Raw genomic sequence first — 19,562 nt, 5'->3', positions numbered from 1 at the left:
GCGGGGACGAGGCGGCGGGCCGGCCGGGTACGGCGGGCAGCCCTGGGGCCCACCGGAGCGGTGCGGTGGGTCTCGCGCACGAAGGGGGCGCGGCGCTGCGTACGGTTCAGGCGGCGCCGGTGCGGCGGGCGGTGCGTCCGGAGATCTGCACGCGGTTCACCGCGCCGGTGGCGGGGTCGCGGTGGAAGCGTCCGCCCGGCTCTCGCCGGCCCGTGGCCGGATCGACCAGGTCGCAGGACAGGTCCGGGTAGCACACCAGGGGGATCGGCAGGTCGCCGTCCACGGACAGCACGGGCGAACCGTCCGGGCGGAGCGTGATCCGGTACTCCGTGGGGCCGTTGGCGTAGGTGCCCGCGCACTCGGGCAGGGCGACGGGACGTTCCCGGCGCGCGGGGGCCGGGGCGGTGGGCACCCGCACCCCGGTGATGCGGGTGAGGTCGTCGGCGAGGTCCCGCCAGAGCGCGGTGGCGCCGCCGGCGTTGCCGGTGAAGGCGACCACGACACCGCTGTCCGGTTCGGCGCGCAGGTGGCAGGAGGTGCCCTGGGCGTTGCCGTCGTGGCCGCACCAGGTCCGGCCGCCGTGCCGGTACAGGGCCGGCCCCAGGCCCCAGGCGTCGGCCAGGGCTCCCGCCGCGGCGGCGGGTTCGGGGCGGCGCATCCGCTCGGCGACGGCGGGGGGCAGGACGGCGGACCGCCCGATCAGCGCACGGCCCAGTGCGAGCAGGTCCGCGGCGCCCGCCAGCAGGGCGCCGGCCGGCGCCTCGAGGGGGGCGAGGTTCTGGTGGGCCGGGAGGAGCCTCCCCGAGGCGGTGTTGACCGCGTGGCCCCGTGCGCGGGGACGGCCGGAGGCGGTGTCACCGAGGAACGCCGGTGCCGTGCCGAGGGGTTCGAGGACCAGCGCCCGCGCCGCCTCGTGCCACGGCATGCCGGTGACCCTCTCGACCAGCAGTCCGGCGGCGACGTAACCGGCGTTGGAGTAGGAGAAGTCGGCGCCGGGGGCGAACAGCGCGTCGCGGGCGGTGCAGACCTCCGACAGGTACCGGGAGGCGGTGGTGCGGGCGGCGGTGTCGGAGTCGGGCCCGGTGGGCAGGCCGGCGGTGTGGCTGAGCAGGTGGCGTATCTCCACCTTCGGTAACTCGCGCAGTTCGGGGAGGAGTTCGGCGACGGGCTCGTCCAGTTCGAGGTCGCCGTCGGCCACCAGGAGCATCACGAGTGCGGCCGTGTAGGGCTTGGTCAGTGACCCCAGGGGGACGGCGGTGTCGGCGGTGAAGGGGGCACCGGTGGCGGCGTCGGCCGTGCCGGTGTGCACGGTCAGGACCTCGGTGCCGGCCGTCACGGCCAGTTGGGCGCCGGGTACGCGGTGGACGCGGGCGAGGGCGTCCAGACGGTCCTGCAGTTCCTCGCGCAGGAGCGACGTCCCGCGCTCGGCGACCGGAGCGGCGGTGGTGGTGTACGGCATGAGAAGGGGACTCCCGTTGACTGGGCCTCATGGGCGGGTGACGGAGCCGGGCCCGCTGGTGAGCGGTGCGGGTCCGGTTCGGGTGCTGTCGCGCCGCGCGCTACGGCCTGCCGACCTCGACGGGCAGGTGGCGCACGCCGACGATCACGGCCGGGTTCTGGAAGACGACGTCCGCGTAGGACGGGACCGCCAGGCTGCGGAAACGTTCATGCAGCATGCACATCGCGATCCGGGCCTCCAGCCGGGCCAGGTGGGCACCGAAGCAGAAGTGGATGCCGTGCCCGAAGGTGAGATGGGGATTCGGGCTGCGGGTGATGTCGAATGCGTCCGGCGCGGTGAAACGGGCCGGGTCGCGGTTGGCGGCGCCGAGGTGGGCCATGACGAGCGCGTCGGCCGGAAGCCGCTCACCGCCGAGGACCACGGGCCGGGTGGTGCGACGCCCCAGTTCGGGGAAGGGCGGCAGCCACCGCAGCACCTCCTCCAGGGCCTCGGGGAGCTGGTCGGGGCGGGCGCGCAGCCGGGCGCCCGCGTCGGGGTGCCGGTCGAAGGCGACGACGGCGTTGCCCAGCAGGGCGGTGGTGGTGATGTGCCCGGCGACCAGCAGCAGGGCGACGAAGCCCACGATCTCCTGGTCCCGAAGACGGGCGCCGTCCACCTCGGCGGCGATGAGTCTGCTGGTGAGGTCCTCACCGGGGTGCGCGCGACGGTGGCGGATGTGCTCCAGCACGTAGCCGTTCATCTCACGCACGGTGGGGGCGATGGCTTCCAGCGCCCGTTCCAGGTCGGCCATGTCGGGCGCCTCGCCGAGCTGGTCGCCGCTGAACAGGACGGCGGCCCACTCCTGGAAGAGTCTGTGCTCGCCGGCCGGGACGCCGAGGAGTTCGGCGATGACGATGATGGGGAGCGGATACGCCAGCGCGTCGGCCAGGTCGAATCTGTCCCGGTCGGCGACGGCGTCCAGCAGGCGTGCGCACACGGCCTCGATGCGCGGCTCCAGGCCACGCACCACACGGGGGGTGAACGCCTGGCTCACCAGGGTGCGGAGCTTGCGGTGCTCCGGCGGGTCCATGCCGACGAAGTTGCCCTGCCGGAAGGTCTCGAAGTCCTGCTGCGTGGGGGCGATCGGGGAGAGGTCCGAGGAGTACGTCGCCGGGTCGGCGAGAACGGCGGTGACGGTCTCGTGGTCCACTGCCTGCCACACGCCCTGGGCCTCGTCGTGGCGCACCGGGCCGGCCTCGCGCAGGGCCCGCCAGCGCTCCGGTAACTCTTCGACCAGTAACCGCTCACCGGTCACTTGCTTGCTGTTCACCTGTTCTCCTCGCTCGGCGGGTGCAGGGGCGCGGGCGGGGCCACGCATGCCGGTGTGTTCGCTGTTTCGATGTGCTGGGAAGGGGCCGTCCCGGGCCCCACTCGGATGGCTTCGGCGCGGACGGCCGCTCCGCCCGGGAGGGGCGGTGGACCTCGTCACGCCACCTGCGGCGCCTCACCGCGGAGGCGGCGGGCCGCCGGTGTGGAGACGACCCGGGATTCCGGTGGACGGCGCGCCGGCCACGGACGCCTCAGTCGGTCGTCGGGGCGGCCGCGCGGCCTCAACACGTCCGGCGGAAGGCGCCGGGGCTCCTTGTGCGTTCGTTCCCCCACATCGGTGCCCGCACCGCGGACCGACCCGGCATCGCAATCCCCCCAGTGGTACCTCCCGCGCGCTTTCCGCGCGGGGCTCTCCCCCAGCACACATGAACTCACGACGGGCCCCAGGGGTCCCGACGCCCGGAACACGGTGAGCGAGGGCGCGCATCCGACAAGCCCTGTCCGATGGTTGGCACAATGCGCACTCCAGAACACCTTCGTTCCAGTCGAACTCGGCCACAGTCTTCACGGTGCGTCACCCGATAGCAACCCCCTGAGATCTTACGGAGAGTGCTTGTCTCGGGCTTCCGCCGCGGCCACCTGTCGGCCTCAGCGGATCTCGCCTCGTGCGGGTCTCCCCTTGTGCAACGGTCCGGCCGGATCGTCGCCCCGGCGTGTGCCCCCGCGACTCCCCTTCAAACTCACGAATGTCCAAAGAATCATGGCTTTCGCACCGGTACGCCCGCGACCAGGGCCGTTGCCCGGACACCGCGACCCGGCGGCCGGGGATGGCCGATGGTCGGTCATGGGCCGGTATGCGCACGGCGATTCGGCCAGTTGTCGACTCGGGACTGGACGCGAACCGGCCGGCGGGTGGCGGAAAGGGTGCCGCGACGGCGGGGGCGAGGTCCCGGACGCGAAGGCACGAAGGGGGCGCACGGTTACGGTCCGTGCGCGGGCGCGTGCATCCGATGCGGTCCGGAATGTGCGGCCGACCCCGCGTGCGACCGAGTCGGCAGCACAGGGCCAGGCGTCGGGTCACCGGGGTGACCCGACCTTTGTCACCCGCCGTCCGCGGCCGCCGCCGGACCGCCGCCCCGGGGTCCGGCCCAGTCCGTCAGCAGTCCGGTCACGGCGTCCACGTGGTCGATGAGGAAGAAGTGGCCCCCGGGGAACGTCCGCAGCAGGAAGTCCGAGGACGTGTGCGCCTTCCAGGCGGCGGCCTCCTCGACGGTCACCTGGGGGTCGGCCTCCCCGGTGAGGCACAGGACGGGCACGTCGACCGCGGTGCCCACCGCGGGCCGGTAGCGCGCGACCGCGCGGTAGTCGTTGCGGAGGGCGGGCAGGAACAGCTCCATCAGCTCCGGACTGCGGATCAGTTCGGCGTCCGTGCCGCCCAGTCGGACGAGGTGGTCGAGCAGTTCCCGGTCGGACTCACCGGGGGCGAGGATCTCGCGCGGCGCCGACGGCGCCCCCCGGCCGGAGACCACCAGCCGGCACGAGTCGGCGGCGTTCCCGGCGGCCAGCCGGAGCACCGCCTCGTAGGCCACGCTCGCCCCCATGCTGTGGCCGAACAGGACGAGCGGCGTGCCGTCGCCGGCGTACCGCCGCAGCGAGTCCGCCACCCGGTCGGCGAGCAGTTCCACGGTGGGCACGAGGGGTTCGTCGAGACGCTCCTGCCGGCCGGGGTACTGGACGGCGCTGACGTCGAAGGTCTCGGGGAGGTGCCGGGCGAACGGCAGGAAGTACGTCGCGGCGCCGCCCGCGTGCGGGAGGAACACCACGTGCGCCACGGCGTGCCGCCCTCGGCGCAGTTCCCGGATCCAGGGGTCCTTGCCCACCTTCGCCCACCCTTCCCAGCCGGCACCCGGTCCGGCATCTCGGCGTCCACAGCGGTGCGAGCCGCCCCGGCGTCCCGGCCGGACGGCTCTCGACCATCCTGGACCCGGGGCCCCGGGTCCGGGCGACGACTTCCGCCGGCCGACCGCCACCGGTCCGGCCCCACGGTGTCGCCGGGGCTGATCCGGAAGCTGGGAGTCCGGACACGGGGTGCGAGCGGATCCGGGTTCGCCCCGCAGGGAACCCGCGGCCGCGGGGGCCGGTCGCAGCGGTCAGAGCGGGCGGTGGCCGGCGATGTCGCCGCCGGGGTCGTCCATCAGGGCCAGTCGGGCGGTGATGCGCTTGCCGACCGGTTCGCGCTGCGCCTCGAAGCCCTGGCAGACGGCCATCACGATCTCCAGGCCGTGCTGGCCCACCCGGCCCGCGTCCGCGGCCCTGGCCACCGGCAGCATCGGGTCGGTGTCCCACACCTCCACCTCGACCAGGCCGCCGGTCACCCGCAGGTCCAGCTGGACGGGACCGGGCGCGTACTTCCGCGCGTTGGTGACCAGCTCGCTGACCACGAGCTGGGTCAGGTCCAGGGCGCGCTGCGAGACGGGGATGCCGTGCACGGACTGGACGGACACCAGGAACTCGGCGGCGAGGTGACGGGCCTGGGCGATGCAGGTGCCGTCCCCGTCCAGGGTGGCCGAGGTCCGGATGGCACCGGTGTCCGGCGCCAAGCCGTCCTCCCCCAAGGGCGCAGGTTCCATCCAGACCGCCTTCACTCCGTTCACGACGCGCTCTTACCCGGAGTCGCGCTCTCTACGCCTCCACGCGCCCCCGTCACGGCTGTGGTGTCGGCCACACGGGTGCATCACCCGCGTGATCCCGGGGCACCATACGCTGGATCCGGCCGGTCAGGCCGGTCATGACCCATGCACAGAGGACGAGATGGCGGAAACCGGCACAACGCAGGGCCCCGGGCGGCTGTCGGTCGTCTCCACGGCGACGGACGGCATGCGCGTCCTGACCGTGGCCGGCGAGATCGACCACCACACCGTGGGCGCCCTCCAGAAGGCCCTGTCGGCCGACGCCGGCGCCTCGCCGCGCACCGTCGCCGACATGCGGCAGGTCACCTTCATGGACTCCACCGGCATCAACGCCCTCATCGCCGCCCACCACCAGCTCACCCGGGCGGGCGGCTGGCTCCGCCTGGCGGGGCCGCAGGCGCCGGTGATGCGCATCGTCGAACTCGTCGGCGTCGACGCCGTCATCCCGTGCCACCCCACGCTCCGGGAAGCGCTCACCCCCTGAGGGCGGCCGCGGCACCGGGCGGACGCCGGCGGGTCCGGCCGGAGCCGTGTCGGTACCGCGGCGGTCCGGGTTCGTGCGGCCTCAACTCCTCACGGTGCGGCTGCTCGTGGCCGGCTTCTCGTGGCGCACGCCTCCCGAGGCGGGACTTCGGCGGAGCGTCCGACATGGTGCCGGTCCACATCGCGGAGGTGGCTCCCCGGGCGATCCACGGCCGTCTCATGGTCCTGTTCCAGCTCACGGTGGCCATCGGCCGGCTGATCCCGTACCTGTGCGGCCGGCTCTTCGCCGGCAGCGGCGGGTGGCGCGTGACGTTCGGACTGGCCGTCCTCGCCATGCAGTCGGTGGTGTGGCTGATCGCACCGGAGATCCTCCTCCTCAGTGTGCGGGCACCGGCCACGAGCCTGGCCGCCCTCGCCGTCCGGGGGTTCGACCTCCTGATCGCGATGGAGATGACTGAACGCCACCCGGGGATCCGCCCGGCCGCCGGACGGCTCGGCCGGCGGATCCCCGGTTCGGTTCCGCCCGTGCGGACCTCCCGCCCGGCGAGCCGGGCCGGGTTGCGTCCTCGTCGGGTGGACTTCCCCGAGGGTTCCCGTCGGGGAAGTCCGTTCACGCCTCCTCGTGCGAGCGGCTCTCCCGGGCGCCGGCGCCGGGCCGTCGGCGCCGACGCCGCACAGGGCCGGGGGCCGGGACGCCGTCCCGGCCCCCCTGCTCCGCGCGCGGATCAGCCGGTGACGTGCCGGCCGCCACGGGCCCGCAGACGTTCGCGCTGGGGAACCACGACGTAGGCCGGGTCCTTCGTGGAGGCGACGCCCGCGTCGAAGGTGCCGAACCGCTGCAGGGCACTGCCGGCGAGCAGGGCCAGCCCGGCCACCGCCGCGGCCGGGCGGCTGCGCCGGGCGACGGTCGCCGCGGCCAGGGCCCCGCCCAGGGTCAGGTACTCCGAGGCACGCCGCAGGCGGTGCGCCCGGCCCCTGGTGTAGGCCTTGAGCTCCAGACCGGGCCGGCGCTCGATCAGCCGGGCGGCGACGAGTTCGGCCGTGGCGCCCACCGCGGCCAGCCGCCGGGCGGGCTCCGCCTCGGCCACCGGCGCCAGCAGCATGCCGAGTCCGGCCCCGCTCGCGGCCGCGGAGCCGGTGAACAGGAAGGGCAGTTCACGGCGGGCCTCGTGCCAGGCCGGGACGGCCGTCTGGGACAGCAGGACCGCAGTGTAGGAGGCCAGGCCGGGAGCGAAGAGGGCCGCGGACAGACCGGCCGGGCGGGCGGCGCGCTGCAGCAGCCGGCCGGGCAGGGTGCCGCGCACGGAGGCGGGCAGCAGTTCGGCAGCGGCTGCCAGCGCGCTGCCGGGCCCGTAGCCGACGAGGATCCAGGTGCCGACGGACATCGGTGAACTCGGCTTCGCCACCCGCAGCATGTGGTGGAAGCGCTCGGGGCGGCCGAGGTCGGCGATCAGCAGGTAGGTGCTGGCCAGCAGCGCGCCGAAGCCGCCCAGACGCCCGGCCCGGCGCAGGGCCGGGAGGCCGGTCAGGTCCGCGCCCGCCGAGAGCAGGGTGGCGCCGGCCGACAGGCCGCCGGTGAACAGGTAGGCCGGGACCTTCCACTCCCACACCGGCGGTTTCAGTACCGGCCGGCCGTAGTAGGAACGGAACTCGCCGTCGGGCCCCGCGGTTCGGCCCTGCCGGCCGCCGCGCTCGGGGCCCGAGCCGAAGGTGCGCGCCTGGACGTCGGCGGCGCCCGCGTCGCTGCGCGGCTCACGGAGGACGGGGTCGTCGTCGGTCATCGGGGGCCTTTCTTGAGGAAGACGGCGGCGGCGGCCGCGAGCATGGCCGAGGCGGCCACGCCGGCGTGCTTCCACATGGACGGCAGGTCGCGTGTGGGCACCACGGGGTCCGGCGGCAGGCCGTAGACCTCCGGTTCGTCGAGCAGCAGGAAGAAGGCGCCGTCGCCGCCCACTCCGTCCTCGGGGTCGCGGCCGTAGAGCCGTGCCTCCTCCACGCCCGCCTCGTGCAGTTGCTCCAGCCGCCGGTCGGCCCGCTCCCGCAGTTCGTCGAGCGGCCCGAACTGGATGGAGTCCGTGGGGCAGGCCTTGGCGCAGGCCGGTTCCAGGCCGCCGCGCAGCCGGTCGTAGCACAGGGTGCACTTCCAGGCCCGGCCGTCGTCGGGCCGCCGGTCGATGACGCCGTACGGGCAGCCGGACACGCAGTAGCCGCAGCCGTTGCAGATGTCCGGCTGGACCACGACGGTGCCGAACTCGGTGCGGAAGAGCGCACCGGTGGGGCACACGTCGAGGCATCCGGCGTGCGTGCAGTGCTTGCACACGTCGGACGACATCAGCCAGCGGAAGTCGGTGCGGCTCTCGGCGCCGGTGGAGGCGCCGGGCAGGTCGAATGAGGGGAAGCCGAGGTCCACCGGCTCGGTGCCCAGTTCGCCGCCGCCCCTGGGGGCGTCGCGCAGGGCGTCCGCGGTGATCTGGGCCGTGTGCTCGGTGGCGGAGGGGCCGGTGGGCAGGTCCGTGAGGCCGGGGTCCTGCCGCCCCAACGGGCGCTCCTGTTCGATGAAGGCGACGTGCCGCCAGGAACTCGCCCCGAGCATGCCGGTGTTGTCGAACGACATGCCGAGCAGGTCGAGGCCGTCGTCGGGGACGTTGTTCCATTCCTTGCAGGCGACCTCGCACGCCTTGCAGCCGATGCACACGGAGGTGTCGGTGAAGAAGCCGACCCGGGGCGGGTGGTCGCGGTGGCCGGCGTTCCCCGCGGGGTCCTCGAGGGGCCCGTAGAGGCTGTGCTCCTGCGTCATGTGGTGCCCTCCGGCCGGTCCTCTTCGGTGTGGGCCGGCGTGTGGCCGTCGCCGGCCGTCGCGATACGGGTGCCGGTCGCCGGGGTGATCCCGGCCCGGCGGCGGTAGTCCTGGACGTACTCCAGCAGCGCGGCGCCCCTCGGCCGCCGGCCGGGACGGACGTCGCAGGTCAGTACCTTGCTCTCCTGGATGAGCACGTTGGGGTCGGTCACCACTCCGATGAGGTCGTTGACCACGTCGCCGTGGGACAGTCCCGTGTGGCCCCAGTGGTAGGGCATCCACACCTGGTGGATGGTCCGGCCCCCGACCCGCAGCGGAGCCAGCCGGTCGGTGACGAGGACGCGGGCCTCCACCGCCGTCCGGCTGGTGATCACGTGGGCCCAGTCCATGTGGTGCAGTCCGCGCTCGGCGGCCAGTTCCGGCGACACCTCCACGAACAGCTCCGGCTGGAGCTCCGCGAGGTAGGGCAGCTGGCGGCTCATGGCCCCGGCGGTGTGGTGCTCGGTGAGCCGCGCCGCCGTGAACACGAACGGGAAGACCTCGCCGTGCGCCTCGGGCGGCGCCGGGTTGGACGGGTTGTCGCGGCGCCCGTACACCTTGCGCGTGGGGTTGGCCTGCTGGCCGTACAGGAGGTTGCGCACGGGCGACTCGTGCGGCTCGTAGTGGGTGGGCAGCGGGCCGTCCGCCAGGCCGCTGGGCGCGAACAGCCAGGCCTTCCCGTCGGCCATCATGATGAACGCGTCCTCGCCGCCGAGCGCCTCGGGACCCGACGCCCCCTCGGGCGGACGGTAGCTCGGCGGCTTGTTCTTCTCGAAGTCCGGGATGTCGTGCCCGGTCCACTCGCCGCGCTCCTCGTCCCACCAGACCAGGGCCTTGCGTTCGCTCCAGGGCCTGCCCTGCGGGTCGGCCGAGGCACGGTTGTACAGCACGCGCCGGTTCAGCGGCCAGGTCCAGCCCCACTCGGCCTCGTACGGCCCCTGCTCGAACCGGGACTTGCGGCGCCGGGCCTGGTTGACCTCGTCGGCGTACACGCCGCTGTAGATCCAGCAGCCGCAGGACGTGCTGCCGTCGGCCTTGAGGTCGGGGTAGCCGCTGACGGTGCGCCCGGTGCTGAGGTCGATCCCGTTGATGTGGCGCAGGACGTCCGCCGCGGACGGCTCGTCGCCCTCGGTGCGGTAGTCCCAGGCGAGGTCGAGCACGGGACGGTCGCGGTCGTCGGTCGAGCCGGCCAGCCTCTCCTTGATGCGCCGGCCGAGGTGGTGGAAGAACCACAGCTCCGAACGCTGGTCACCGCTGGGTTCGACGGCCTGGTCGCGCCACTGCAGCATCCGCTGGGTCTGCGTGAAGGTGCCGGACTTCTCCACGTGCGAGGCGGCGGGAAAGAAGAACACCTCCGTGCGGCAGTTCTCGGGCACGATCTCCCCGGTCTCGACCTCGGGGGCGTCCTTCCAGAAGGTGGCGCTCTCGATCATGGTCAGGTCGCGGACGACCAGCCAGTCGAGGTTGGCCATGCCCAGGCGCTGCAGGCGGCCGTGGGCCGAGCCGACCGCGGGGTTCTGGCCCAGCAGGAAGTACCCGAAGACCTTCCCGTCGACCATGTCCATGGCGGTGCGGTAGGTGCCGTGGTCGCCGTTGATGCGGGGCAGGTAGTCGAAGCAGTAGTCGTTGTCCGCCGTCGCCGCGTCGCCCCAGTACTCCTTGAGCAGCGAGACCATGTAGGCGTCGGCGTTGGCCCAGAATCCCTTCTGCCGGGGGCTGCGGACCGCGTCCAGGTACCCGGCCAGGTCCCGGTGCGTGGTGTCCGGCATCGGCAGGTAGCCGGGCAGCAGGTTGAACAGCGTGGGGATGTCCGTGGAGCCCTGGATGCTGGCGTGCCCGCGCAGTGCGTAGATCCCGCCGCCGGGCCGGCCGATGTTGCCCAGCAGCAGCTGGATGATCGAGCCGGCCCGGATGTACTGGGCGCCGACGGAGTGCTGGGTCCAGCCGACGCTGTACACCAGCGCGGCCGTGCGCTCCCGCCCGGAGTTCTGAGTCCAGGCCCGGGCGACGTCCAGGAACAGCTCGCGGGGCACTCCGCAGATCCGTTCGACCATCTCCGGGGTGTAGCGCGCGAAGTGCCGTTTGAGGACCTGGTAGACGCAGCGCGGGTGCTGCAGGGTCGGGTCGGAGGCGATCTCCTCGGCGCCTCCCTCGATGACCGGGCCGCCGGCGCCGTGCTGGTAGGGCGCGGCCTGCTCCTTGTCACGGTGGCTCACGCGCTCGTCCACGTCGGTGCTCTCGTACGCCCAGCTGGAGGAGTCGTAGGACGCGGTGTGCGGGTCGTAGCCGCTGAACAGGCCGTCCAGGTCCTCGGTGTCCTGGAACCGCTCACTCAGCAGGAACGGGGCGTTGGTGTACGCCTGCACGTACTCCTTGAAGCACAGGTCGTTGGACAGGATGTGGTTGATGACGCCGCCGAGGAACGCCATGTCGGTGCCCGCCCGCAGGTTGACGTGCTGGTCGGCCAGCGCGCTGGTGCGGGTGAACCGCGGGTCGATGTGGATGACCCGGGCGCCGCGCGCCTTGGCCTCCATCACCCACTGGAACCCGACGGGGTGGGCCTCCGCCATGTTCGAGCCCATGATGATGATGCAGTCGGCGTTGACCAGGTCCTGCTGGTAGTCGGTCGCGCCGCCGCGTCCGAACGAGGTTCCCAGACCGGGAACGGTGGCGGAGTGTCAAATACGCGCCTGGTTCTCGATCTGGATGGCGCCCAGAGCGGTGAACAGCTTCTTGATCAGGTAGTTTTCCTCGTTGTCCAGCGTCGCCCCGCCCAGGCTGGCGATGCCCATGGTGCGGCGGAGCGTGTTCCCGGACTCGTCCTCGTCCTGCCAGCCCCTGCGCCGCGCGTCCAGCACCCGGTCCACGACCATGTCCATGGCCGTGTCGAGGTCGAGGTCCTGCCATTCGGTGGCGTACGGCGCCCGGTAGCGCACCTTCTGTTCCCGCTGCGGGCCGGTGACGAGCTGCTTGCTCGCGGACCCCTTGGGGCACAGCCGGCCGCGGGAGATGGGGCTGTCCGGGTTGCCCTCGATCTGGGTGACCCGCTCGTTCTCGACGTACACCCGCTGGGCACAGCCCACCGCGCAGTACGGGCACACCGAGTCGACGACCCGGTCGGCGCGGTCCGTGCGGGGCGTGAGTCCGGCCGAGCGCCGGGACTGGGCGGCCTTGCCGCGCCCCAGCCGATCGGCTCCGGTGAGCTGCCGGTACACCGGCCACTCCCCGAGCCACCGTTCCAGGCCCATCTCCCAGCTCCTTCGTGCGGGGGCGTACGGCCTCTCAGACTCTACGCCGGGGGCGTGCGCCCGCAACCGGGCCGAAGCGACCACCCGGAGCGCGGAGCACACGGTCCGTCGTCCGTGACCGGCCGGCGGCTCCGCCGTGACGGCGCGGGCGGCGGAGCCGCGGCCGGATCCACGCAAGGTCTGTTCCACCGAATCCTGCGACCATGCCAGCAGGAGCCACTTCCGCGGTGACGCGAGAGCGGAGGAACCGCCATGCAGCCGGACGACCACATCATGAAGGGCCCCGGCGAGCGGCGCGTCGCCGAGGCCGCGGAACGGATCGTCGCCGAGGGCCGGCCGCGGCTGCACCGCACCTGGACGTCCCTGGTGGCGACCTCGCTGCTCGGCGGCATCGACGTCGGCGTCGGCATCATGGCGCTGCTGTTCGTGCGGCAGGAGACGGGCAGCGAGCTGCTGGCCGGACTGGCCTTCTCCGTGGGGCTGATCGCCCTGCTGCTCGGCCACAGCGAGCTGTTCACGGAGGGCTTCCTGGTGCCCGTCGTCACCGTGGTCGCCGGGGCGGCCACCTGGCTGGACCTGCTGCGGATGTGGGCGGTGGTCCTGGTGATGAACCTGGTCGGCGGATGGGTGTTCACCTGGCTGGTCATGCAGGCCTTCCCGCGGCTGCACGAGACCGCGGCCACCTCGGGCGCGCACTTCGTCGACGGGGGCTACACGCTGAGCACCTTCTGCCTCACCGTGCTGGGGGGCGCCGTCATCACGCTGATGACCCGCATGCACCACGGCACCGACTCGATGACGGGGAAGCTCGTCGCCTCGATCGCCGCCGCGTTCGTGCTGGCCGGGCTCGGTCTGTGGCACTCGATCCTGGACTCGCTGATCGCGTTCGCCGGCCTGCACGCCGGCGGCACGGCGTACGGCTACGCCGACTGGCTGGGGTGGCTGGGCTGGGCGGTGCTCGGCAACATCGTCGGCGGCCTGGTACTGACGACGGCGCTGCGCCTGGTGCGCAGCTCCCCGGTGCTGAACGCCGAGGGCCCCGCGGAGGAGGCCGGTTCCTGAACGGCGCCCGCGCCGGGCCGGGCCCGCTGGGGAAGCCGGGTCCGGCCGTTCACCGCTTCGGCCCCGGCCGGCGCCTGCCGGTGTCCGGACGGGGCGTAAAACGGTCACCGCGCCCGGCTCCGCCGTCCTCTGCGGGTCGACGGTGAGGGTGGTGCACCCCAGCGGTGAGGCGAGGGAGCGCAGCGCGGAGAGGGAGAGCCGGATCCAGTGCTGGTCCTGGCCGAGGGCCGCCCGCAGCCGCGCGGAGGTGGTGAAGGCGACAGCGTTCCGGCGCCCGCCGGGGGTACGGAATCGCACGTCTGCCATGGGTCCGAGGTCCTTGATCGGTCACCACGGGTGCGACGCGCGTGGCCGCGTCGCACCCGTGGTGACCGCCGGATGCGGATCGCCGCGCCCGGCGGTCACCTCACGGGCCTGGCTCTCACCTCACCGGCGTCACCTGACGGGCCTGGCTCTCACCTCACCGGCGTGAAGTCACGTGCTCCGACGAACGCGGGCCGCCGTGCCGGGGCCGCGAAGGGCTCCTCCGGCGTGTTCTCCACGCTGTTGAACACGATGAAGGCGTTGCTGCGCGGGTACGGGGTGATGTTGTCGCCCGAGCCGTGCATGCAGTTGGAGTCGAACCACGTCGCGGAGCCGGCCCGGCCCGTGATCAGCCGGATCCCGTTCGGGCCGGCCAGCGCGGCGATCGCCTCGTTCGACGGTGTGCCCGCCTCCTGCATCCTCAGCGACGTCCGGTAGTTGTCCTCCGGCGTCTCACCCGCACAGCCCAGGAAGGTCAGGTGCGAGCCGGGGATGATCATGAGGCTGCCGTTGGTGGTGTGATTGTCGGTGAGCGCGATCGACACCGACACGGCGCGCATGCGGGGCAGTCCGTCCTCCGCGTGCCAGGTCTCGAAGTCGGAGTGCCAGTAGAAGCCGCTCGCCCCGAAGCCCGGTTTGACGTTGACGCGGGACTGGTGGACGTACACGTCGGAGCCGAGGACCTGGCGGGCCACTCCCACGACCCGCTCGTCGGACACCAGCGCGGCGAAGGCCTCGCTGATCCGGTGCACCTCGAACACCGAGCGGATGTCCTGCGACGCGGGCTCGACGACGGCGCGCTCGTCCGCGCGGACGGCCGGGTCACGGATCAGCCGGTCCAGCTCGGCGCGGTAGGAAGCCACCTCGTCGGGGTCCAGCAGCGCGTCCACGGTGGTGAACCCGGTGTGCTCGTAGGTCGTCAGCGCGGCCCGGTCGAGGGGGCCCGGCGTGCCGGGCGCGGACCACACCACGGGGTCCCGGCGCGGCACCGTCCCCTCGGTCCTGCCCCGGGTCGGGTACGGGTCGGTGGTCCGGCGGTGGTGGGAGAGCGTCGTCATGGTGTCCTCACGCCTTCTCGGTCGCGGATGTCGTCGGCAGCTGGTGCACACCGTCCTCGTCGTGGTCCTCCGGACGGTGTCCTCGATCTCCTCGAAACAGCCGGAATCACGACGAGTCGCCACCTTCCTTCCTCGCGTGGCGCACGGCCTGCGTCCCCCGGGTGCCGCTCGCGCGCTCACCGGCGGGCGGGGGCCCGCGGCGGGCGCTCGGTCTCCCGCACCGCGCAGCCGAACAGCGCGAGGCCCTCCTCCAGTTCCTCGTCGCTGACGGTCAGCGGCGGGAGCAGCTTGGCGACCTCGCCCTCGGGGCCGGACGTCTCCAGGAGCAGGCCCCGCGCGAAGGCGCGGGCGCAGACGGCTGCGGCGCGTGACGTGTCGGCGAACTCCATGCCCCACGCCAGGCCCCGGCCGCGCACGCCGGGCGCGGGGGCCGGCCCCTCGGCGGCGATGTCGTGCAGCGCCTGCCCGACCTGCTCGCCGCGGGCCAGGGTCTGCTTCTCCAGCCGGCCGTCGCTCCAGTACTCCTCCAGCGCGGCGGTGGCCGTCACGAAGGCCGGGTTGCAGCCGCGGAAGGTGCCGTTGTGCTCGCCGGGCTCCCAGACGTCCAGCTCGGGACGGAACAGGGTCAGCGCCATCGGCAGGCCGTAGCCGCTGACGGACTTCGACAGCGTCACGATGTCCGGGGTGATACCGGACTCCTCGAAGGAGAAGAACGCGCCGGTGCGGCCGCAGCCCATCTGGATGTCGTCGACGATCAGCAGCATGTCCGTGCGGCGGCACAGTTCGGCGAGGTCACGCAGCCACTCGGCCCGTGCGACGTTGATCCCGCCCTCGCCCTGCACGGTCTCCACGATCACGGCCGCCGGGGGGTTCAGGCCCGATCCCTCGCTCGCCAGTAACCGCTCCAGCCACACGAAGTCCGGCGTCCGCCCGTCCAGGTAGTGGTCGAAGGGCATGGGGGTGGCGTGCACCAGCGCCGTGCCCGCGCCCGCCCGTTTGAAGGCGTTGCCGGTGACGGCGAGGGAGCCCAGCGTCATGCCGTGGAACGCGTTGGTGAAGAAGATGACGGCTTCCCGGCCTTTGACCTTGCGGGCCAGTTTCAGGGCGGCTTCGACGGCGTTCGTTCCGGCGGGGCCCGGGAACATCACCTTGTAGGGCAGCTCACGCGGCTCCAGCACGGTGTCCCGAAAGGTTTCCAGGAAAGCGCGTTTGGCGGCCGTCGACATGTCCAGGGCGTGGGTGACACCGTCCCGTTCCACATAGTCGAGCAGTGCCTTTTTGAGTACCGGATTGTTGTGTCCGTAGTTCAGGGCGCCGGCGCCGGAGAAGAAGTCGAGATAGGATCTCCCGTTTTCGTCGTGCAATCGGCTCCCATGCGCGCGGTCGAATACCGTGGGCCAGCCTCGGCAATAACTTCGCACCTCGGATTCGAGGCTTTCGAAGACATCGGATTCGGGCTGCGTGACCGCCATGATGGCACGCTCCTCAGCACAGAGAAAAAGAATCGGATATGCGGACCCGCCCGCGACACCCGGTGGTCAGCGCAGCGGCCCGATGCGGTACAGGTCCTCGGCCTCATGGGTGTCGGGGAAGAGTTCCGCCGGGAAGAGTTCCTCGCGTTCGAGCGCCGCCGCGTGCCGCTCCGCGAACGCCCGGAACAGCCTGCGCGACGCGGCGTTGTCCGGGCTGACGGTCGTCTCCAGCCAGCGCAGGACACCGCGGGCGCGCAACCGGGCCGTGAGGTGGTCCAGCATGGCACTGGCGATGCCGCGTCCCCGCTGCCCCCGGTCCACGGCGATCTGCCAGACGACTAGGGTGTCGTGCTGCTCGGGGCGGCGGAAGCCCGTCACGAACCCCACCGGCACGCCGTCGGGCTCCGAGGCCACCACGGACGTGCGGGCGAAGTCCCGGAACCACAGCAGATAGCTGTAGGCGGAGTTCACGTCGAGCACCTGGGAATCCCGGGCCATGCGCCACGCTGCGGCCCCGTCCCTGACCGTGGGTGTTTCCATGACCAGTGTGCCCACAAGCGCACACCTCGCTCTCCCGGCGGATCACCGGGTGGGTTCATTCCACCTGATCGACACGCATTCCCGTGCGTCCGCCTTCTGGTCGCCGAACCGATGACGACTCGTTTTGCCGTCGGACTCGAGCATGTGAGGACCGCGCGACGAAGAACCACTCACATACTGGCCGGTTCGATGCTACGCCAGCAGGGTAGTGAGTGGCGAGACGAGGATTCCGTGTTTGAGGGGCGGGAAAGCGTGGGAATACCCTCGCCCACCCGCACGGAAACCCGAGCCGAAAAACCCCGCCCACGGGGATCGGGGCGGCTGGGGCGGAGCCGGCCCGCGGCGAGCGGCCGTCGCCTCGCCTGCGCCCCGGTCACACCGTGCCGGTACACGGCTGCGGGGGGTATCGGATGGGCGGAGGCCCGGGGTACGCGCGAGAAAAAGCAGATCCGGTCCGCGGTCGCCGCCGGGGGGCGCATAGTGGAAGCAGCGGCCGTCACCTCTGCGTCCTCACGCGCGGGCGGCCGGTTCCACCGGGGTGCGCCCCGCGGGCAGGAAGTCCGTGGTGCCCGGCGGCGGACCGTGGTGCCGAGGGCCTGGCCCGGAAGGAAGTCTCACCGTGACCGACCAGTCGTCCGGCCTGCCGGACGTGACCAGCCTGCTGCTGAGCACCCAGTCCTTCGAGGAGTTCCTGCAGGCTCTCGCGGACAGCGCGCTGGAGGTGACGCCGACCGCGAACGGGGCGGGCATCACCGTCGAGCAGGAGCACCGGCCGGTGACCGTGGTGAGTGCCGGCGCCAACGCCCGCGACCTGGACGAGGCGCAGTACGGGCAGGACGACGGGCCCTGCCTCTCGGCGCTGCGCTCGGGTGAGGAAGTCCTGGTCCCGGACATGCTGGGCGAAGGCCGCTGGGGGCCCTATCCCGCCTACGCCGCCTCCTGCGGCACGCTGTCCTCGGTGTCGTTGCCGATCGCCGCCCACACCCACACCGCCGGCGCGCTGAACCTGTACTCCCCCAAGGCGCAGGGCTTCGCCGACCTCGATCTCGGTGACCTGCGGAAGCTGGCCGCCCAGGCCTCCGGGGCCATCGCCATCGCCCAGCGCATCGCCGACACCCGGCAGTACGCCGCCGATCTGCAGGAGGCGATGAAGTCCCGCAGCGTCATCGACCAGGCCATCGGCGTCATCATGGGCCAGCAGCGCTGCCCCGCCGACGAGGCCTTCGGGCTCCTGCGCTCCGCCTCCCAGCGCCGCAACGTCAAGCTGCGCGACCTCTGCGCCGAGTTGATCACCAACGTCGGCGGCAGCCCCGCCGGAGAGGGCCGGCCCCTGCGTCCCCGCCCCTGAGCGGTGCGCCGGCGGGGACTGCCGATCCGTCCCGACGCCGGCGGCGCCGATCGCGGTGCCCAGGACAGAACGCGTCACTCCGTTCGGCAGGCCGGCGAGTCCCCGGCTGACCACCACCGGTCTGGAGAGGTGGTTCGACGTCCCCGGTGTCCCGGCGAGACCGCCCGCCCGGTGGAAGATGTCGCTGACGACCGTCCTCGCCGTCGACCCGTTCGCCCTGCTGTACGACGGCCTGGTCACGCAGTACTTCCACGACTGGCCACTGGCGTGGCGAACGGCGGTCTTCCCGCTCGTCCTCGCCCCCCTGCTCCCCTACGCGGTCATGCCCTGGCTCAGCCGGTCGCTGCGGCGGTGGCTGTATCCGCAGTCGTGAGGGCGCCGGAGCGGCGGGCGGCGAACCGGACGGCGAACCGGGAACACGGGCAGGTCGCGCCCCGTCCGGCCGCAGCCGTGCGCCGGCTCACGACCCGGCCGGTCACGGTCGGGGACGCAGCGGCGGGCGGGGTTTCGGCGGCTGTCCGCCCACCTCGGTCAGCAGGCGGGCGCACACGTCGCGGAGCTTGGCGTTGGTCTGCTGGGACAGGCGGCGCAGCAGGTCGAACGCCTCGTCCTCGCCGCACTGCCGTTGCTGCATGACGGCGCCGATGGCCTGGTCGATCACGGTGCGGGACCGCAGCGCGGCCTGCAGGTCGCGGGTGAAGTCCTCGGCGTCCGCGAGGCGCTGGGCCAGGGCGATGCCGCCCCCCGCCTGCGCGGCCACCTGCCCCAGCCGTGCCATGTCGCACTCGGCGAAGGCGTCCGGACCGCAGGCGTAGAAGTTCAGGGCGCCGGCGGCGCCCTCGCTTCCCATGGGCACGGGCACGGACAGCGAGGAGCGGATGCCGAGCGAGGCCGCGTAGTCGGGGTACGGCCCCCAGCGGGTCTCCTGGAGCATGTCGGGCACATGGACCATCCGGCCGGTGCGCAGGGCCTGGAGGCACGGCCCGTCGTCCTGGCCGTACTGCTTCTCGTCGAGCTTGTCCGCCACCCCGCCGGTGCTGACCACCGTCAGCGGGCGCCGAAGGCGTTGCAGCGTAGCCCCGCATCCGTCCGCGCCGGACACACGAACGGCCTCGTCGACCAGGTTCTGCAAGAACTCGCGCAGCGAAGCGGTCTCCAACAGCCAGTCCACCACCGGCACCACCGTGGTGCGCGGCCCCGCAGCCTGCTCCCGCACCGCTCTCCACCTCCCGAAGCCTGCCTGAACTCCACAGCGCTTTCACACCTACCCACAGAATCCTCACGGGCAGCCTCGGCGCGCGGACGGCGGGCGGAAGCGGCCATCGGCGGGCCGAACGCGGCGAGGCGGTCAGGCCGCACGGGTCCAGTGCCGGGGCGTGGGACGGGCCGGCTGCCGGCGCACGGCCGGGGTGCGCACGGACCTGACGCGGTAGATCGTCCGGGCCGGATCCGTGAGGGGCTCGCCCAGAGCGATCCGGCCGCTGGAGTGCAGCATGTCGCACGCGGCGGTGGGCAGGGAGACGTAGCAACTCCCCTTGCCCGTACGCGGGTCGTGGGGCTGCCAGTAGCTGTACCTGCGCCGGCCGTCGGCGTGGACGGTGAGGAACACGGGGGTGCCGGGGTCGGAGATGATGCGCAGCAGGTCGGCCCCGGTGGGGATGAGCGGGGCGGCCGAGCGGCTGCGGTGGGGCAGGAGCAACGTCAGACCCTCCCGACCGTGACGGGGATGACTGCTCTTCTGGTGGCGCGGGTCGA

General features: G+C 72.8%; 17 protein-coding genes and 1 pseudogene. 5 read left to right on the top strand and 13 right to left on the bottom strand.

Annotated elements, in window-relative coordinates:
• Window positions 1-106: 106 nt before the first annotated feature.
• The 4 genes from ABZ920_RS00265 to ABZ920_RS00250 all read right to left on the bottom strand — a co-directional run bounded on the left by ABZ920_RS00265 (window position 107) and on the right by ABZ920_RS00250 (window position 5,397).
• Window positions 107-1,459 carry a serine hydrolase domain-containing protein gene (locus ABZ920_RS00265; protein WP_361496752.1) on the bottom strand — a complete coding sequence of 451 codons (1,353 nt, stop codon included), beginning with the start codon at window positions 1,457-1,459 and terminating at the stop codon, window positions 107-109.
• A 100-nt stretch (window positions 1,460-1,559) separates the two neighbouring features.
• Entirely contained in the window at window positions 1,560-2,768 is a 1,209-nt protein-coding gene (locus tag ABZ920_RS00260) for a cytochrome P450 (RefSeq protein ID WP_361496749.1), read from the bottom strand.
• 1,099 nt (window positions 2,769-3,867) lie between these two features.
• Window positions 3,868-4,647 (bottom strand): alpha/beta fold hydrolase, encoded by a 780-nt coding sequence (locus tag ABZ920_RS00255; protein WP_361496746.1) that lies wholly within the window; start codon window positions 4,645-4,647, stop codon window positions 3,868-3,870.
• 270 nt (window positions 4,648-4,917) lie between these two features.
• Window positions 4,918-5,397, bottom strand: coding sequence for an ATP-binding protein (locus tag ABZ920_RS00250; protein WP_361496743.1), 480 nt, complete (start codon window positions 5,395-5,397; stop codon window positions 4,918-4,920).
• A 181-nt stretch (window positions 5,398-5,578) separates the two neighbouring features.
• Between ABZ920_RS00250 and ABZ920_RS00245 the strand changes: the two genes are divergently transcribed.
• On the top strand, window positions 5,579-5,941 hold the full coding sequence (locus ABZ920_RS00245) for an STAS domain-containing protein (protein ID WP_361496740.1): 363 nt from the start codon (window positions 5,579-5,581) through the stop codon (window positions 5,939-5,941).
• Window positions 5,905-6,729, top strand: coding sequence for an MFS transporter (locus ABZ920_RS00240; protein ID WP_361496737.1), 825 nt, complete (start codon window positions 5,905-5,907; stop codon window positions 6,727-6,729). Before ABZ920_RS00245 ends, ABZ920_RS00240 begins: the two co-directional genes overlap by 37 nt.
• Here the strand turns inward: ABZ920_RS00240 and nrfD are convergent.
• Genes nrfD through fdh form a run of 3 tightly spaced genes read right to left on the bottom strand, consistent with a single transcriptional unit; the run spans window position 6,666 to window position 12,024 of the window.
• On the bottom strand, window positions 6,666-7,721 hold the full coding sequence (gene nrfD, locus ABZ920_RS00235; RefSeq protein WP_361496734.1) for an NrfD/PsrC family molybdoenzyme membrane anchor subunit: 1,056 nt from the start codon (window positions 7,719-7,721) through the stop codon (window positions 6,666-6,668). The genes ABZ920_RS00240 and nrfD overlap by 64 nt on opposite strands.
• Entirely contained in the window at window positions 7,718-8,737 is a 1,020-nt protein-coding gene (locus ABZ920_RS00230) for a 4Fe-4S dicluster domain-containing protein (protein WP_361496731.1), read from the bottom strand. The genes nrfD and ABZ920_RS00230 overlap by 4 nt, the downstream gene beginning before the upstream one ends.
• Complete coding sequence (fdh, locus tag ABZ920_RS00225) at window positions 8,734-12,024, bottom strand: formate dehydrogenase (protein ID WP_361497562.1); 3,291 nt, start codon at window positions 12,022-12,024, stop codon at window positions 8,734-8,736. Before fdh ends, ABZ920_RS00230 begins: the two co-directional genes overlap by 4 nt.
• Before the next feature lie 252 nt (window positions 12,025-12,276).
• On the opposite strand from fdh, the gene ABZ920_RS00220 reads away from it, so the two are divergent.
• A complete protein-coding gene (locus ABZ920_RS00220; protein WP_361497559.1) occupies window positions 12,277-13,086 on the top strand; it encodes a formate/nitrite transporter family protein in 810 nt (269 codons plus the stop codon).
• Window positions 13,087-13,227: 141 nt separating this feature from the next.
• On the opposite strand, the pseudogene ABZ920_RS00215 reads toward ABZ920_RS00220, so the two are convergent.
• The 4 genes and pseudogenes from ABZ920_RS00215 to ectA all read right to left on the bottom strand — a co-directional run.
• Window positions 13,228-13,392 (bottom strand): annotated as a pseudogene (locus ABZ920_RS00215) (SAV_915 family protein); the annotation flags it as partial.
• Between the two features lie 149 nt (window positions 13,393-13,541).
• The gene (thpD, locus tag ABZ920_RS00210) at window positions 13,542-14,447 is read right to left on the bottom strand and encodes an ectoine hydroxylase (protein WP_361496728.1); all 906 of its coding nucleotides are present in this window, start codon (window positions 14,445-14,447) and stop codon (window positions 13,542-13,544) included.
• A 176-nt stretch (window positions 14,448-14,623) separates the two neighbouring features.
• Window positions 14,624-15,919 (bottom strand): diaminobutyrate--2-oxoglutarate transaminase, encoded by a 1,296-nt coding sequence (gene ectB / locus ABZ920_RS00205; protein WP_361496725.1) that lies wholly within the window; start codon window positions 15,917-15,919, stop codon window positions 14,624-14,626.
• A 66-nt stretch (window positions 15,920-15,985) separates the two neighbouring features.
• Window positions 15,986-16,459, bottom strand: a complete 474-nt coding sequence (gene ectA, locus ABZ920_RS00200) for a diaminobutyrate acetyltransferase (protein WP_361497556.1) — start codon at window positions 16,457-16,459, stop codon at window positions 15,986-15,988.
• A gap of 619 nt (window positions 16,460-17,078) precedes the next feature.
• Between ectA and ABZ920_RS00195 the strand changes: the two genes are divergently transcribed.
• A complete protein-coding gene (locus ABZ920_RS00195; protein WP_361496722.1) occupies window positions 17,079-17,807 on the top strand; it encodes a GAF and ANTAR domain-containing protein in 729 nt (242 codons plus the stop codon).
• Window positions 17,808-17,985: 178 nt separating this feature from the next.
• Complete coding sequence (locus tag ABZ920_RS00190) at window positions 17,986-18,180, top strand: hypothetical protein (RefSeq protein WP_361496719.1); 195 nt, start codon at window positions 17,986-17,988, stop codon at window positions 18,178-18,180.
• Window positions 18,181-18,282: 102 nt separating this feature from the next.
• On the opposite strand, the gene ABZ920_RS00185 is transcribed toward ABZ920_RS00190, so the two are convergent.
• The gene (locus ABZ920_RS00185; RefSeq protein ID WP_361496716.1) at window positions 18,283-19,023 is read right to left on the bottom strand and encodes a GAF and ANTAR domain-containing protein; all 741 of its coding nucleotides are present in this window, start codon (window positions 19,021-19,023) and stop codon (window positions 18,283-18,285) included.
• A gap of 132 nt (window positions 19,024-19,155) precedes the next feature.
• Entirely contained in the window at window positions 19,156-19,506 is a 351-nt protein-coding gene (locus ABZ920_RS00180; RefSeq protein ID WP_361496714.1) for a cell envelope biogenesis protein OmpA, read from the bottom strand.
• Window positions 19,507-19,562 lie beyond the last annotated feature (56 nt).

This window comes from Streptomyces sp. NPDC046831, from assembly GCF_040645305.1.
Lineage (GTDB): Bacteria > Actinomycetota > Actinomycetes > Streptomycetales > Streptomycetaceae > Streptomyces.
Note: the sequence above shows the minus strand (reverse complement) of the source record. Positions and strands in the feature narration are given on the sequence as shown.

Bases quoted from the DNA above. Each gene is read 5' to 3' on its own strand.
- thpD (WP_361496728.1), bottom strand. From the start codon at position 14,447: ATGACGACGCTCTCCCACCACCGCCGGACCACCGACCCGTACCCGACC.
- ABZ920_RS00245 (WP_361496740.1), top strand. From the start codon at position 5,579: ATGGCGGAAACCGGCACAACGCAGGGCCCCGGGCGGCTGTCGGTCGTC.
- ABZ920_RS00190 (WP_361496719.1), top strand. From the start codon at position 17,986: ATGTCGCTGACGACCGTCCTCGCCGTCGACCCGTTCGCCCTGCTGTAC.
- nrfD (WP_361496734.1), bottom strand. From the start codon at position 7,721: ATGACCGACGACGACCCCGTCCTCCGTGAGCCGCGCAGCGACGCGGGC.
- ectB (WP_361496725.1), bottom strand. From the start codon at position 15,919: ATGGCGGTCACGCAGCCCGAATCCGATGTCTTCGAAAGCCTCGAATCC.
- ABZ920_RS00250 (WP_361496743.1), bottom strand. From the start codon at position 5,397: ATGGAACCTGCGCCCTTGGGGGAGGACGGCTTGGCGCCGGACACCGGT.
- ABZ920_RS00230 (WP_361496731.1), bottom strand. From the start codon at position 8,737: ATGACGCAGGAGCACAGCCTCTACGGGCCCCTCGAGGACCCCGCGGGG.
- ectA (WP_361497556.1), bottom strand. From the start codon at position 16,459: ATGGAAACACCCACGGTCAGGGACGGGGCCGCAGCGTGGCGCATGGCC.
- ABZ920_RS00220 (WP_361497559.1), top strand. From the start codon at position 12,277: ATGCAGCCGGACGACCACATCATGAAGGGCCCCGGCGAGCGGCGCGTC.
- ABZ920_RS00265 (WP_361496752.1), bottom strand. From the start codon at position 1,459: ATGCCGTACACCACCACCGCCGCTCCGGTCGCCGAGCGCGGGACGTCG.